Source organism: Streptomyces sp. HB132 (assembly GCF_016909575.1).
GTDB lineage: Bacteria > Actinomycetota > Actinomycetes > Streptomycetales > Streptomycetaceae > Streptomyces.
In genome coordinates this window covers 503,091-517,702 of sequence record NZ_JAFBGA010000002.1, presented here as the reverse complement: position 1 = coordinate 517,702, position 14,612 = coordinate 503,091, and the positions used below count along the sequence as shown (strand labels likewise).

The window sequence follows — 14,612 nt, the reverse complement described above, 5'->3', positions numbered from 1 at the left end:
GCGCGGCGCGGGCCGCCGTGTTTCACGTGAAACCACTCGACCGCTCTGTCGGCTGATCCGAGGTGCGACCGACGGGGCTCCGGCTGCCGCACTCTTGATGGCCACGGCCTTGTGCGGCTTCATCACCGCGGTACCGACACCGAGGCCGGGTGGACCGCGCCTTGGAGGTTGCCACTCGCGGCGGGGTCGGGAGAGCCCGGGACACCCGGCCGTCCATCGTTGACGGTCCGGCGCTCGATCGCACCGGAAAGCACCGCCAGGAGCAATGCCGAGGCTGCGAGCGCGGCGCCGACCCAGTTGGGTGCGGTGTACCCGAACCCGGCCGCGATGACCATGCCGCCGAGCCACGCCGAGAGCGCATTCCCGAGATTGAAGGCCCCGATGTTGACCGCCGAGGCCAGGGTGGGCGCACCGGCAGCCTGGTCGAGGACTCTCTTCTGAAGCGGCGGGACGGTGGCGAAGCCGAGGGCCCCGATGAGCACGATGGTCACCGCGGCAGCGATCTTGTGGTGCGCGGTCAGCGTGAAGAGGGCCAGGACCGCGGCGAGCGCGCCGAGTGAGACATACAGCATCGGCATCAGACGGCGATCGGCGAACTTGCCGCCGAGCAGGTTCCCGCCGACCATGCCGAGCCCGAAGAGAACGAGCAGCCAGGTGACCGATGACGTCGCGAAACCGGCGGTCTCGGTCATCATCGGGGTGATGTAGGTGATCGCCGCAAAGACTCCACCGAACCCCAGAACCGTCATAGCCATGGCGAGCAGCACCTGAACGTTGCGGAACGCCGCCAGTTCGTGGCGGATCCTGACGCCTTCAGGTTTCGGCTGCTCCGGAACGAGCTTGGCCACACCGAGAAGCCCCAGGACACCGAGCCCGGCGACGAGGAGGAATGTGACGCGCCAGCCGAAGTTCTGGCCGATCGAGGTCCCCAGTGGGACCCCCACGACGTTGGCAACGGTGAGCCCCGTGAACATCATGGCGATGGCACCCGCCTTCTTCTCCGGAGCGACCAGATCCGCAGCCACGACCGATCCGATGCCGAAGAAGGCTCCATGGGCGAGTGAGGCGATCACCCGTCCGGCAAGCATCACACCGAAGACGGGGGCGAGGGCAGAGATCACGTTCCCCACGATGAACAGCCCCATCAAGAACATCAGCATGCGTTTTCTGGTCACCCGGGTGCCCAGGACGGTCATCAGCGGGGCACCGAAAACCACACCCAGGGCATATCCCGTGACCAGGAACCCAGCGGCGGGGATCGTGACCTGGAAGTCCGCCGCGACATCGGGGAGCAATCCCATGATCACGAACTCGGTGGTGCCGATACCGAATGCCCCTATGGCGAGGGCGAGGAGCGCGAGCGGCATGAGTGTCACTTCCTGACGATTGCGTGTGCGCCTTACAAGCGTCCACAATAATTGCAGACGCCGCCTATTTGCAAGCGCCGACTATTGCAGTCGTGCCCTATCCTGGAGGCAAGCAGCAGCTCCCGCACGGAGGAGAGACCCATGACAGCGGCAGATCCCGCACTGACGGCCCTCGCGCAGAGCTGGTGCGCCCTCTCCTTGCTCCACGGCAAGATCGAAGCCCGTATCGAGCGGGCCCTGCAGTCCCGGCACAGCCTGAGCGCGCGCGAGTTCTCCCTGCTCGACGTCCTGAGCCGCCAGCACAGCGGCACGGGCGGCCACCTGCAGATGAAGCAGGTGGCGGATGCCGTGGTCCTCAGCCAGAGCGCCACCACCAGGCTGGTCACCCGGCTCGAGGACCGTGGACTGCTGACCCGGTATCTGTGCGACACGGACCGACGAGGCATCTACACGGACGTCACCGAGGCAGGCCTCGCGCTACTGAACGAGGCAAGGCCGACGAACGACACCGCACTCCGGGCCGCTCTCGACGAAGCTGCGGAGAACCCGGAGCTCACCCCACTGGTCCGCACGGTCGAGGCGCTCAAGGTCCCTGCCTGAGACAGCGGTTCTGCGTAGTCTGCCGATCATGAGCGATCTCGACATACGTCCCGCAACACTCGCCGACATCCCCGCACTCGTGGCCATGCTCGCCGATGATCCTCTGGGTGCCGAGCGCGAGTCCCCGGACGACCTCGGCCCCTATCAGGCCGCGTTCCGGCGACTTGCCGACGACCCCAACCAGCATCTGGTCGTAGCCGTGCGCGAGGGCCGTGTCGTGGGGACCCTCCAGCTCACGATCGTTCCCGGACTCTCCCGACGTGGTGCGACCCGTTCCGTCATCGAGGGTGTCCGCGTCCACGCCGACGAGCGCGGTAGCGGCCTCGGCACCCAGCTGATCCAGTGGGCGGTCGACGAGTCCAGGCGTCAGGACTGCCAGTTGGCGCAGCTGACGTCGGACGCCACCCGTACCGACGCCCACCGTTTCTATGAACGGCTCGGCTTCACCTCGAGCCACGTGGGGTTCAAACTCGCTCTGTGAACCACGCGGGTTCCGGCCAACTCGCCACTCCGGGAGGCATTACGTGTACCGCGTCAGCGACGAGCAGCGCAGGATCAGGCTCGGACGGCGGCACCTCCTGGCTCCGTCCGTACGGGCCGCCTCTGCGGTCGCGGTGGCCGACGCCGTCGTCGCCCTGCATGCGACCGACCCCGCCACGGTCTATCTCTCCATCTGCGCCCGACTGTCCGAGCCCGGAGTCGGAGCAGTCGAGGACGCGCTGTACGAGGACGTCTCACTGGTACGGCTGCTGTCCATGCGAAACACGTTGTTCACGGTGTCCGCGGACGTCGCGCCTGCCGTCGACGCGTCGAGCGCACGGCCCGTAGCGGCCAAGGAACGTCAGAAGCTCCTCCGACATCTGCGTGAGGACGGCAACGGGCTGGACGAGCGATGGCTCGCCGATACCGAGCGGCAGACGCTCGCTGCTCTCGCCGCTCGGGGCCGTGCCACGGGCAGCGAGCTCTCGGCCGCCGTACCCGCCCTGCGCACGAAGATCACCGTGTTTCCCGGGACGAAGCAGGAGACAGTGCAGGGAGTGGCTTCCCGGGTGATCCGGGTGCTGGCCGCTGATGGCCGCATACGCCGGGACCGGCCCCGCGGTTCATGGACCTCCAGCCAGTTCCGCTGGACGACGGCCGAACCGTGGCCCGCGTCGGATCCCGGCGAGGCCAGGGCAGAGGTGGCCGGACGATGGCTCCGGTCCTACGGCCCGGCGACCGAAGGCGATCTGAAGTGGTGGACCGGCTGGGGTATCCGTGAAACGCGTACGGCCCTGGCCGCGGCCGGCGCCGAGGAGGTCCTGCTCGACAGCGGAGCCGTCGGCTGGGCCGCCCCGGGCGATCACACCACGGAACCTTCTCCGGAGCCCTGGGCGGCCCTGCTCCCCGCCCTGGACCCGAGCGCGATGGGCTGGGCCGATCGCGGTTTCCAACTGCCAGCCGATCATCGTGCCGCGCTCTTCGACCGTGCCGGCAACATCGGCCCCACGGTGTGGTGGAACGGCGGGATCGTGGGTGGCTGGGCCCAGCGCCCGGATGGCGAGCCGGTTTGGCGTCTGCTGTCCGACGTCGGTCGTGAGGCTTCGCTGCTCATCGAGGCAGAGGCTGCCCGGCTGTCGGCGTGGACGGGCGACGTCCGGGTGACTCCGCGCTTCCGCACGCCCCTGGAACGCGAGCTGGCGGGCTGATCGATTCACCCCGATGAGCACGGCCGTAGCTGGGACGGCCTGTCGCGTTTCACGTGAAACGCCGCCCGAGCACCTCAGGTGGTCAGCCCTCGCCAGCCGCCCTCGTCCACGCCACCGGGAATGCCGGCACCACGGTCGTAGGGCTCCCGCGTGAAGACGAACGATCCGAGGTCGAGGTGGTCCACCGAGCCGTCGTCGGCGCGTACGACGCGGAGCGTCTCCCCCGCGTAGTAACCGTTCAGACCCGTCCAGGTCCCGTCGGGGCATGCTCGGAACCGGGCCGCGCGACCCACTCCCCGCAGCGGCTGGAACTCGAGCTCCCTGTCCGCGAGCAGCCTCAGGCCGTGGACCTGCGTACCCCAGTACCAGGGCCCGGTCAGGGCCAGCAGTTCTTCGTCGACCTCGGGCAGCGGGCGCCATGCCTCCGGGATCCTGGGCTCCGCCTCGGCAACGATGTGCAAGAGGTCGGCGGCGACCGTAGCCGTCAGCGGACCGGAGGTGGCATTCGTGAGCACCACGGCCGCCACATCGTCTTCGATGCTGAACAACAGTGTGGCCAGGAAGCCCGGCAACGACCCCGAGTGACCGAGCAACGTGCGATTCCCACGCCGTACGGCCTGAAGACCGAGGCCGTACGTGCCGGCCCAGTCACCCGCCTCGGGCGGGGCAGCGGGAGCACGCATCTCCGCCACCGAGGACGCACGCAGGACCCGTTCGTCCCCGTGTGCCAGGAAGGCCGCGAAGCGGAGAAGATCGGTGGTGGTCGACCAGAGCTGACCGGCCGGCGCCATCACCCCGAGGTCCTCAGCCGGCTCGGGCAGCATGACGTCGGCCCACGGGTGTACCGCCCAGCCGCCCGCATGCGGGGCATCCGCCTCGGGAGTCGTACGGTCCATCCCCAGGGGCTCCAGAATCTCGCGACGCAGCACCTCGGCCCAGGAGTCACCACGCAGCCTCTCCACGAGCGAGCCGAGCAGCGTGTAACCAGGGTTCGAGTAGTGGTGCCCGTGGCCGGCCGGGTGGATCACCGGCCGCTCGCCGAGTACGTCCGCCAGCCCCACGCGGGTGGCACCCGGCGTCCTCTCCCACCAGGGCGCGGGCGTCTCGGCCTTCAGTCCCCCGCTGTGGCCCAGCAGCTGAAAAATGGTCACGCCCCCCACGTCCGTGCCTGGAAGGTGCTTTCCCAGAGGATCACTCAGATCCAGGAGCCCCTCGTCACGAAGGCGCAGTACCAGCACGGCGGTGAACGTCTTGGTGATGGAGCCGACCCTGTACTGCGTATCGCCATCGGGCTCATGGCCGTCCACGCAACCGCGTGCACCGCTCCAGGCGATCCCGCCGTCCCGCTGCACCGCGGCTACGAGGGAAGGGGAACGGCCTTGGGACTGCGCGGTGGCGACGCGGTGCAGCAAAGCACGCCGGGTGCTGGGAAGCAGGGCTTCGGAAGAGGTCATGCCCAAGGATGACCCGTGCGTTGTCGGCCTGACGAACCCATTGCGCATCGCTCGGCCCCGCCGGCGCATTGGTCCCACCTGGACGGGAAATGCCCGCGCGAGCGGGCAGATGCAGACCGGAGCCCAGCACAGCCAACCGCCCGGTGCCCGCCGCGGGCTCACCGGACAGTCAGAAGCTCCAGCTGTAGAAGCCACCACCCGTGCTCACCGCGCACGTCGCAAGCCGGGACACCCCCTGCAGGACCGCCAGTAGATCATCGTCGGTCATCTCGTCCCCGTCGGCAGCCCTGAGCCTCGCGGTCCAGCGATCTGCCGGCTCCTCCAGTTCGGTGAAGCCGGCGTCGGCCGACGCCAGGGTCAACCGCGGCGGAAGAACGAACCCCTCTACGCCATCGTTCAAGGGGGCAACGACCCACTCCGGTCAAGACTCGACCAGGCCCCGGCCGCGCGTCGCAGCGGCACTCTCGTCGTCGGAGGCGAGGAAGAACACTATGTCGTGGCCATCCCAGCATGTTGGCAGCCGGCCGAACTGCGCCGGAGGCGGATTTCGCGAGAGATCATGGGGTTCCAGATTCGTCTGGACCGTCCGTGCGAGCAGGCGTTCACCTGCGTCCTTCGGGCTGCCGCCGAGGGATCTTCTGCGGCTGGTACTCGGTTGCCCACCGGGCACTCGGAGCTGAGCCGCCGGCAGCCCGCGTGACTCGATCTCGCACATCCCACCGCTTCCCGAGCGGTGCCTGGCGTGTGGAGCCGGTGGGCCGTCACCGGCGCAGACCGGCCCCATGGGCGCTGGAAACCCCCAGCCGCGTTGTAGGTTCTCAGCTGCTGTGTCATGCGGCAGCGCGACGACCTGGACGTTTTCAGGCTGTCTCACGTCATGTCGCCTGCCTGCGGTCTCAGTTTCGTGTCATTTCCTCAAGCGGGTGCAGAAGGCCGAACGGCTCCTCAGTCCTGGTCCGCGTCGTCTGCTGTGTGAGGAAGCAGGGGGAACAGTCGGGTGATGAGGGCCACCGGTCGAGCGCCGTCGGGTCGGGCCAGGGGACGTTGTTCGCGGTCCTGGTAGGGCGCGAGCGCCCGTCGGATCACGTTCGCGACTCGGCTCATCTCTTCGGGTGTCAGGTAGGCGACGGCGCTGAAGGCTTCGTCGTGGCGCCATTCGGACGGCGCTTCATCCCGCTGAGTCAGCCATCGCTGCCAGCTCTCGTCCTCCAGCCCACGGGTCAAGTCGCCGAACTGCTCCTCCGCCATGGGACCGTCGGCAGCGGGGGTCCTCAGCCGCCATGGACGTGCGCGGCCGCCTTGGTGAGGGGCTTCTTCGATATATCCGTGGCGTGCGAGCTGGCGTAGGTGGAACGAGCAGAGGCCTGAGCTGTAGTCCAGCCGGGAGGCGGCTTCGGTGGCTGTGACGGTGCCGACTTGGGCGAGCAGGTTCAGCAGGGCTGTGCGGACGTCGTGCTCACGCAATTCTTCGCCGGTGCCGGCTGCCTGGTCGTCTGGGGTGTTGACATCATCTTCAGTCACTTTGCAAAGTCTGCTACTTTGCAAAGCTATTGGCAAGCAGTAGCTCTGCTGAGGGCATCAGCTGCGGTGATCTCCGTGGCATCTGTGGCATGAGCAAAAGGAGACAGTCATGTCTGTTGGTGACGAGCGATCCCGTTCCGCCGATCGACGAGTCCGCGTGCAAGGCCACCCGGTGGACACCTATCCGGCTCTGCCACCGGAGGCGGGACGGGGCTCGGTTCGCAGAGTCACGGTGGTCGGTGAAGAGGTGTTGAGCCGTCCGTGCCGGGAGGTGACCGAGTTTGGGACTCCGGAGTTGTCGGCGTTAATCGACGACATGTTCCTGACCATGTATGTGGCCGACGGCGCCGGCCTTGCTGCCAACCAGGTTGGCGTTGACCTGCGGCTGTTCGTGTATGACTGCCCGGACGACTATGGAATCCGACATGTCGGTCACATCATCAACCCCGTCCTGGACCTGCTCGATCCCGGGAGTCGGCGGCTGGTTGACGAATCCGAGGGCTGCCTGTCCGTGCCCGGTGCCACCTTGACGGTTCCCCGCACCGATCGTGCTGTCGCCCGTGGGGTTGACAAGGACGGCAACCCTCTCGTCGTCGAGGGGCTGGGGTACTTCGCCCGATGTCTGCAGCACGAGACCGATCACCTCACGGGCCACACGTATCTTGATCGACTCTCCAAGCGGGACCGCAAGGACGCGTTGCGGCAGATGGAAGACCGCAGAGAGGAGGTCTTCACCCAACGCGCGATCAAGGCCGCCAGTCTGGGCCGAAAAGACGCTTGACGGCAGCGACCTGCGAATCTCAGCTCGGTATTGGATCCGACTTCGGTCGACACCGACCGTGAGATTCCGACACGAGATTTGAGACCCTACACACGCGTGGGTCAGGTCTGCGCCATGTCCACGAAGCGTGAGTAGTGGCCCTGGAACGCCACGGTAATCGTCGCCGTCGGACCGTTTCGGTGCTTGGCCACGATCAGGTCCGCCTCGCCGGCGCGCGGGGACTCCTTCTCGTACGCGTCCTCGCGGTGCAGCAGGATCACCATGTCGGCGTCCTGCTCGATGGAGCCGGACTCACGCAGGTCGGAGACCATCGGCTTCTTGTCCGTGCGCTGTTCAGGTCCGCGGTTCAGCTGGGACAGGGCGATGACGGGAAGCTCCAGCTCCTTGGCGAGGAGCTTGAGGTTTCGGGACATGTCCGAAACCTCCTGCTGACGGCTCTCCGCCCGTTTGGCCCCTCCGGACTGCATCAGCTGCAGATAGTCGATCACCACGAGCTTCAGGTCGTTGCGCTGCTTGAGGCGACGGCACTTCGCACGGATCTCCATCATCGAGAGGTTCGGGGAGTCGTCGATGTAGAGCGGAGCAGCGGAGACATCCGGCATGCGACGGGCGAGTCGTGTCCAGTCCTCGTCGGTCATGGTGCCGGAGCGCATGTGGTGGAGTGCCACCCGGGCCTCGGCGGACAGCAGGCGCATCGCGATCTCGTTGCGCCCCATTTCGAGCGAGAAGATCACACTCGGCAGATTGCCCTTGATCGAACAGGCACGGGCGAAGTCCAGCGCGAGAGTGGACTTACCCATGGCCGGACGGGCCGCGATGACAATCATCTGACCCGGGTGCAGGCCGTTGGTGAGGGCGTCGAGGTCCGTGAATCCGGTCGGTACACCGGTCATCTCGCCGCTGCGGGAACCGATGGCCTCGATCTCGTCGAGGGCACCTTCCATGATGTCGCCGAGCGGCAGGTAGTCCTCGCTGGTGCGCTGCTCCGTGACGGCGTAGATCTCGGCCTGCGCCGAGTTGACGATCTCGTCGACGTCGCCGTCGGCGGCGTATCCCATCTGCGTGATCTTCGTGCCCGCCTCGACAAGACGCCTGAGCACGGCCCGCTCATGAACGATCTCCGCGTAGTACGAGGCGTTGGCCGCCGTCGGCACGGACTGCACCAGCGTGTGCAGATACGGAGCCCCGCCGACCTTGGTGATCTCGCCGCGCTTGACCAGCTCGGCCGCCACCGTGATCGGGTCGGCCGGCTCGCCCTTGGCGTAGAGGTCGAGAATCGCCGTGTAGACGGTCTCGTGCGCGGGGCGGTAGAAGTCATGGCCCTTGATGATCTCCACGACGTCCGCGATGGCGTCCTTCGAGAGCAACATGCCGCCGAGGACTGACTGCTCGGCGTCGAGATCCTGCGGAGGCACCCGCTCGAAGCCGGCCGCCCCACCGTCCCAGCCGCTCTCCCGGCCCCGTTCGTGCTGTTCGTCGCGGCCCTTGCCCTCTCCGCGTCGCTGACGGGAAACGGGCAGACGGTCACCGGGACCGACATCGGCCCAGGGATCGTCCAAAGGCTCGGGAATGCTCACCGGGCCACCTCCTCCCGTCCGCTTAGCGGACCTAGCCGTGCCACTCTTTCTTACGGCACGGCACCGACAAACAAGACGCCCGACTCCGGTTCCGGCGCGTCAAGTTCTGGAGACTTCCAAGCCGGAACGGAGTGCGGGCGCCGCACCACGGTAGGCCGGTCCGCACCGTCAGCCAATCTGGTTATCCACAGGGCTTGTGGATGACGGACCAGATGCTGTGGAGAACCCGCCGGATCCTGTGCACGGACCGGGGGACAGCACTGTGGACAAACTCATACCCAGACACAAAAGACCCCTCTGAGCTGGCATTTCTCGATCCACGGGCTGTGGGAGAGAAAAACTTTTGCCCTCATCTCAAGATCAAGGGGAACAGCCCCGCACCGGACTCCACAACGCGAACAAAGTAAGGACCAGAAGCACATTGCATCCGTTACCTGTGGAAGATTAGATTGGCCTCCATGACCCAGGCGCCCACGGCTCAGCCGTCCTCCCGCCGCCGGCACGACCGCGAGATCATCGCACTCGCCGTTCCGGCGTTCGGCGCGCTCGTTGCCGAGCCTCTTTTCGTCATGGTCGACAGTGCCATCGTCGGCCACCTCGGCACTCCGCAACTGGCCGGCCTGGCGGTCGCCGCGGCCCTGCTGACAACCGCGGTGAGCGTCTTCGTCTTCCTGGCCTACGCCACCACCGCCGCGGTGGCCCGCCAGGTCGGCGCAGGTGATCTGTCGTCCGCCATCCGCCAGGGCATGGACGGCATATGGCTCGCCCTGCTGATCGGTGCCGCCGTCGTCGCTGTGACGCTCCCTCTGACACCCCTGCTGGTCGAACTTCTCGGGACATCCGACACCGCGACCCCGTACGCCACGACCTACCTGCGGATCTCCAGCTTCGGCATTCCCGCGATGCTCGTGGTGCTCGCGGCGACGGGAGTGCTACGCGGCCTTCAGGACACCCGGACACCGCTCTACGTCGCCATCGGTGGATTCGCGGCCAACGGAGCCCTCAATGCCGGGCTCGTCTACGGAGCCGGGCTGGGGGTCGCCGGATCTGCATGGGGCACCGTCATCGCGCAGTGGGGGATGGCGCTCGCGTATCTGATCGTCGTGGTCCGCGGGGCGCGTCGACATGGAGCATCGCTGCGTCCCGACACCGCGGGCATCCGGGCCAGCGCCCAGGCAGGCGCGCCCTTGCTGGTTCGCACGCTCTCGCTGAGAGCAGTCCTCATGATCGCCACCGCCGTCGCCGCCCGGCTCGGCGACACGGATCTCGCCGCCCACCAGATCATCCTGTCCCTCTGGAGCCTTACGGCATTCGCGCTCGACGCGATCGCCATCGCGGGTCAGGCCATCATCGGCCGCTATCTGGGCGCGGACGACGCCAAGGGCGCCCGCGAGGCATGTCGCCGAATGGTTCAGTGGGGGATCGTCTCCGGGGTGGTGCTCGGAGCAGTGATCGTGCTTGCCAGGCCGCTGTTCGTCCCGCTGTTCACGGGCGACTCATCCGTGCAGGACACTCTGCTGCCCGCGCTCCTCGTCGTCGCACTCTCCCAGCCGATCTCCGGTGTGGTCTTCGTTCTCGACGGGGTGCTGATGGGGGCAGGCGACGGGCGCTACCTGGCCTGGGCCATGGTGGTGACGCTGGCCGTCTTCGCCCCGGCTGCCGTCCTCGTCCCCACTTTCGGAGGGGGCCTCACCGCTCTCTGGGGGGCGATGACGCTGATGATGACCGTCCGCCTGGTGACGCTCTGGATACGCATGAGGTCGGGCCGCTGGATCGTGACCGGAGCCGTGCGCTGAGGCTCCGCCCGACCTGGCATCACCGGGTCGTCGACGGACAGACCGGCAGGCAGGGAAGCAGGGAAGCGTTTCACGTGAAACGACGAAGGGCCGCACCCGGAGGTGCGACCCTTCACCTAGCTCTGCTGAGCTGTGCCCTTAGGCAGCAACGACCTCGATACCGAGCTTCGCGGCAACCTCGGGGTGCAGACGGACAGACACCTGGTGTCCGCCCAGCGTCTTGATCGGCGAACCGAGCTCGACGCGACGCTTGTCGACGTCCGGACCACCGGCAGACTTGATCGCCGAGGCGATGTCAGCCGGGGTGACGGAACCGAAGAGACGACCGGCGTCGCCGGAGCGAACAGCCAGACGGACCTTCACGGCCTCGAGCTTGGTCTTGATCTCGTTGGCCTGCTCGATCGTCGCGATCTCGTGGATCTTGCGGGCGCGGCGGATCTGCGCCACGTCCTTCTCGCCACCCTTGGTCCAGCGAATGGCGAAGCCACGCGGAACCAGGTAGTTACGGGCGTACCCGTCCTTGACGTCCACGACGTCGCCGGCGGCACCGAGGCCAGTGACCTCGTGGGTGAGGATGATCTTCATGATTCGGTCACCCTTCCCTTATCGCGCGGTGGACGTGTAGGGCAGCAGCGCCATCTCACGGCTGTTCTTGACTGCCGTGGCGACGTCACGCTGGTGCTGCGTGCAGTTGCCGGTGACGCGGCGGGCACGGATCTTGCCACGGTCGGAAATGAACTTCCGCAGCATGTTCGTGTCCTTGTAGTCCACGTACTGGGTCTTGTCCTTGCAGAATGCGCAGACCTTCTTCTTAGGCTTGCGCACAGGCGGCTTCGCCATGGTGTTTCTCCTGTGTGATCAAGAAGTGGGGTACGAGCCGCCCTAGAAGGGAGGCTCGTCCGAGTAGCCGCCGCCAGAGTTGCCGGAGCCGCCGGAGCCGCCGGAGTTTCCGCCCCAGCCACCCCCGCCGCCCTGCTGGCCCCCGCCCTGCTGGCCACCGGCCGGAGCGTTGGTGGCCCACGGGTCGTCGGCGGGAGCACCGCCGCCGCCCTGCTGGCCACCGCCACCGGGACCGCCGCCCCAGTTGCCGCCGCCCTGCTGGCCACCGCCGTATCCACCCTGGCCGCCGCCCTGGCCACCCCGACCTGTGGTCTTGGTGACCTTGGCCGTGGCGTTCTTCAGGCTGGGGCCGACTTCCTCGACGTCCAGCTCGTAGACCGTGCGCTTGACGCCCTCACGGTCCTCGTAGGACCGCTGCTTCAGCCGGCCCTGCACGACGACGCGCATGCCTCGCTGGAGCGACTCCGCGACGTTCTCCGCCGCCTGACGCCAGACCGAGCAGGTGAGGAACAGGCCTTCGCCGTCCTTCCACTCATTGGTCTGCCGGTCGAAGATGCGGGGAGTGGACGCGACACGGAACTTCGCGACCGCCGCACCGGACGGGGTGAAGCGCAGCTCGGGGTCGTCGACGAGATTGCCGACGACCGTGATGACGGTCTCGCCTGCCATGGGTGAACCTCTCGGCGGGGATTGCTTCTGGCTGCTTGCTACTCGAACCCGATTACCGCTGAGCTAGATGCTCAGTGGATCTCGGGACGGAGGACCTTGGTCCGGAGGACCGACTCGTTCAGGTTCATCTGTCGGTCGAGCTCCTTGACGACCGCAGGCTCGGCCTGCAGGTCGATGACCGAGTAGATGCCCTCAGGCTTCTTCTTGATCTCGTAAGAGAGACGACGACGGCCCCAGGTGTCGACCTTCTCAACCTTTCCGTTGCCCTCACGGACGACGGAGAGGAAGTTCTCGATCAGCGGGGAGACTGCTCGCTCCTCGAGATCGGGGTCGAGGATGACCATCACCTCGTAGTGACGCATGTGGAACCCACCTCCTTTGGACTCAGCGGCCACGGTCGTTCCGTGGCAGGAGGGTCGTGATGCGTAAGCAACAGTGTCTCCGAGTAAAACAGCCGCCACTGACAACGCCCGTCTTCGAGAGTCGAGGAGGGGGGCCGCAAGTGCTGGCTCGAGGCAGACACCGGTGCAGACCGTACAGAGTACCCGCAGACCGGCTTCCGGTTGAAATCCGGTGTTCAGGGCGCACAATCAAGACAGATGCGGTGTGAGAGGCGCTACATTGCGCCGCCCTTCCCCGCCAGGAGGTGCTCCATGGCACAGACAGTCCGACCTGCCGGCAGCCGGCCCGCTCACCGCCGGACACCCGACACCCGCCCGGCCACCGGATCCCTCTTCGCTACGGACGGCCGGCCGCATCCATTCCAGGAAGCCCTGATGGCGGTGACCGGGGTCCTCGGCGTCCTCGCGTTCGTGACGGCGATGTTCCACAGCCTGCACCTGATCAGCTCGTGGGCCGGGCTGATCGGCATTCTGACCGGGGCCTACGGGCAGTACATCTCCAGGACCACCTGGCAGCGGTTCGGTCTGATCATGGGACTGGGCGCGTCCGCCGTCGGCTTTTTCCTCGGCATGGCAAACGGCGGCCTGTTCGGCGGCGTCGTCACCTGACCGGCAGATCCGTGTCCGGCCCGGCAGGCCGGATCCAGCGGCGCCCAGCCAGGCGGTCCCACTCAGGTGGCGACCGGTCCGGTCCAGACGGGCCAGACCGGGCGCCTCTCGGTCACAGTAGGCTTCGGCGCGAGAGCCGGAGCCCCTGACCGATGGGGACACACCTGCCGAGGAGCGCCCCGCATGAGCCTGACCCTGAGGACCATCAGCCGAGAGCAGCATCTGGCGTACATCCAGAATCTGCCGTCGGCCAGTCACTGCCAGGTCCCGGCGTGGGCTGATGTGAAAACCGAATGGCGCTCGGAGAACCTGGGATGGTTCGACAAGAGCGGCGAGATGGTCGGCGCCGGTCTGGTGCTGTACCGCCAGCTGCCCAAGATCAAGCGGTATCTGGCCTACCTCCCCGAGGGGCCGGTCATCAACTGGTACGCGCCGAATCTGGACGACTGGCTCCAGCCGATGCTCGCCCACCTGAAGCAGCAGGGTGCCTTCTCGGTGAAGATGGGCCCCCCGGTGGTCATCCGGCGCTGGGACTCGGCCGCCATCAAGTCGGGGATCCAGGATCCCGATGTGAAGCGGCTGCGTGACGTCGAGGCCAGCCAGATCGAACCGCGCGCCTTCGAGGTCTCGGACCGGCTGCGGAAGATGGGCTGGCAGCAGGGCGAGGACGGCGGCGCCGGCTTCGGAGACGTCCAGCCCCGCTACGTCTTCCAGGTGCCGCTGGCCAACCGCTCCCTCGAGGACGTGCTCAAGGGCTTCAACCAGCTCTGGCGGCGCAACATCAAGAAGGCCGACAAGGCCGGTGTCGAGGTGGTCCAGGGCGGCTACGAGGACCTCGCCGAATGGCAGCGGCTCTACGAGATCACCGCCGTGCGCGACCATTTCCGGCCGCGTCCGCTCTCGTACTTCCAGCGCATGTGGTCGGTGCTCAACTCCGAGGACCCCAACCGCATGCGGCTGTACTTCGCCCGGCACAACGGTGTGAACCTGTCCGCGGCGACGATGCTCGTCGTAGGCGGGCACGTCTGGTACTCCTACGGCGCCTCGGACAACATCGGACGCGAGGTCCGGCCCTCCAACGCCATGCAGTGGCGGATGCTCCGCGACTCGTATGCGATGGGTGCGACCGTTTACGACCTGCGAGGCATCAGCGACTCGCTGGACGAGACCGACCACCTCTTCGGGCTGATCCAGTTCAAGGTCGGCACCGGCGGCGAGGCCGTCGAGTACGTCGGGGAATGGGACTTCCCCCTCAACAAGCTGCTGCACAAGGCACTCGATATGTACATGTCCCGCCGCTGACCGCATC

16 protein-coding genes are annotated in these 14,612 nt (G+C 67.0%); 7 read left to right on the top strand and 9 right to left on the bottom strand.

The window, feature by feature from the left end; genetic code table 11:
* Positions 1-122: 122 nt before the first annotated feature.
* The gene (locus JOC24_RS06615) at positions 123-1,367 is read right to left on the bottom strand and encodes an MFS transporter (protein ID WP_205019344.1); all 1,245 of its coding nucleotides are present in this window, start codon (positions 1,365-1,367) and stop codon (positions 123-125) included.
* A gap of 141 nt (positions 1,368-1,508) precedes the next feature.
* On the opposite strand from JOC24_RS06615, the gene JOC24_RS06610 reads away from it, so the two are divergent.
* Genes JOC24_RS06610 through JOC24_RS06600 form a run of 3 tightly spaced genes read left to right on the top strand, consistent with a single transcriptional unit; the run spans position 1,509 to position 3,655 of the window.
* Positions 1,509-1,967 (top strand): MarR family winged helix-turn-helix transcriptional regulator, encoded by a 459-nt coding sequence (locus JOC24_RS06610; RefSeq protein WP_205019151.1) that lies wholly within the window; start codon positions 1,509-1,511, stop codon positions 1,965-1,967.
* Positions 1,968-1,995: 28 nt separating this feature from the next.
* The gene (locus tag JOC24_RS06605; protein WP_205019150.1) at positions 1,996-2,448 is read left to right on the top strand and encodes a GNAT family N-acetyltransferase; all 453 of its coding nucleotides are present in this window, start codon (positions 1,996-1,998) and stop codon (positions 2,446-2,448) included.
* Between the two features lie 43 nt (positions 2,449-2,491).
* Positions 2,492-3,655, top strand: coding sequence for a winged helix DNA-binding domain-containing protein (locus JOC24_RS06600; protein WP_205019149.1), 1,164 nt, complete (start codon positions 2,492-2,494; stop codon positions 3,653-3,655).
* Positions 3,656-3,729: 74 nt separating this feature from the next.
* Here JOC24_RS06600 and JOC24_RS06595 read toward each other — a convergent pair whose 3' ends face one another.
* The 3 genes from JOC24_RS06595 to JOC24_RS06585 all read right to left on the bottom strand — a co-directional run bounded on the left by JOC24_RS06595 (position 3,730) and on the right by JOC24_RS06585 (position 6,630).
* On the bottom strand, positions 3,730-5,109 hold the full coding sequence (locus tag JOC24_RS06595; RefSeq protein WP_205019148.1) for a serine hydrolase domain-containing protein: 1,380 nt from the start codon (positions 5,107-5,109) through the stop codon (positions 3,730-3,732).
* A gap of 169 nt (positions 5,110-5,278) precedes the next feature.
* Positions 5,279-5,509, bottom strand: a complete 231-nt coding sequence (locus tag JOC24_RS06590; RefSeq protein ID WP_205019147.1) for a hypothetical protein — start codon at positions 5,507-5,509, stop codon at positions 5,279-5,281.
* A 545-nt stretch (positions 5,510-6,054) separates the two neighbouring features.
* Complete coding sequence (locus JOC24_RS06585) at positions 6,055-6,630, bottom strand: winged helix-turn-helix domain-containing protein (protein ID WP_205019146.1); 576 nt, start codon at positions 6,628-6,630, stop codon at positions 6,055-6,057.
* Positions 6,631-6,739: 109 nt separating this feature from the next.
* On the opposite strand from JOC24_RS06585, the gene def reads away from it, so the two are divergent.
* Entirely contained in the window at positions 6,740-7,411 is a 672-nt protein-coding gene (gene def, locus JOC24_RS06580; protein WP_205019145.1) for a peptide deformylase, read from the top strand.
* A gap of 101 nt (positions 7,412-7,512) precedes the next feature.
* Here def and dnaB read toward each other — a convergent pair whose 3' ends face one another.
* The gene (gene dnaB / locus JOC24_RS06575) at positions 7,513-8,970 is read right to left on the bottom strand and encodes a replicative DNA helicase (RefSeq protein WP_205019343.1); all 1,458 of its coding nucleotides are present in this window, start codon (positions 8,968-8,970) and stop codon (positions 7,513-7,515) included.
* Positions 8,971-9,446: 476 nt separating this feature from the next.
* Here dnaB and JOC24_RS06570 point away from each other — a divergent pair, with 476 nt between their 5' ends.
* Positions 9,447-10,784, top strand: a complete 1,338-nt coding sequence (locus JOC24_RS06570) for an MATE family efflux transporter (RefSeq protein WP_205019144.1) — start codon at positions 9,447-9,449, stop codon at positions 10,782-10,784.
* Between the two features lie 138 nt (positions 10,785-10,922).
* Here JOC24_RS06570 and rplI read toward each other — a convergent pair whose 3' ends face one another.
* The 4 genes from rplI to rpsF all read right to left on the bottom strand — a co-directional run bounded on the left by rplI (position 10,923) and on the right by rpsF (position 12,655).
* Complete coding sequence (gene rplI / locus JOC24_RS06565) at positions 10,923-11,369, bottom strand: 50S ribosomal protein L9 (protein ID WP_205019143.1); 447 nt, start codon at positions 11,367-11,369, stop codon at positions 10,923-10,925.
* A gap of 18 nt (positions 11,370-11,387) precedes the next feature.
* Positions 11,388-11,624, bottom strand: coding sequence for a 30S ribosomal protein S18 (gene rpsR / locus JOC24_RS06560; protein WP_003967857.1), 237 nt, complete (start codon positions 11,622-11,624; stop codon positions 11,388-11,390).
* 42 nt (positions 11,625-11,666) lie between these two features.
* Positions 11,667-12,293, bottom strand: coding sequence for a single-stranded DNA-binding protein (locus JOC24_RS06555; RefSeq protein ID WP_205019142.1), 627 nt, complete (start codon positions 12,291-12,293; stop codon positions 11,667-11,669).
* A gap of 71 nt (positions 12,294-12,364) precedes the next feature.
* The gene (rpsF, locus tag JOC24_RS06550) at positions 12,365-12,655 is read right to left on the bottom strand and encodes a 30S ribosomal protein S6 (RefSeq protein ID WP_031090355.1); all 291 of its coding nucleotides are present in this window, start codon (positions 12,653-12,655) and stop codon (positions 12,365-12,367) included.
* A 291-nt stretch (positions 12,656-12,946) separates the two neighbouring features.
* On the opposite strand from rpsF, the gene JOC24_RS06545 reads away from it, so the two are divergent.
* Positions 12,947-13,303, top strand: coding sequence for a hypothetical protein (locus JOC24_RS06545; RefSeq protein ID WP_205019141.1), 357 nt, complete (start codon positions 12,947-12,949; stop codon positions 13,301-13,303).
* Positions 13,304-13,486: 183 nt separating this feature from the next.
* A complete protein-coding gene (locus JOC24_RS06540; RefSeq protein WP_205019140.1) occupies positions 13,487-14,605 on the top strand; it encodes a lipid II:glycine glycyltransferase FemX in 1,119 nt (372 codons plus the stop codon).
* Positions 14,606-14,612 lie beyond the last annotated feature (7 nt).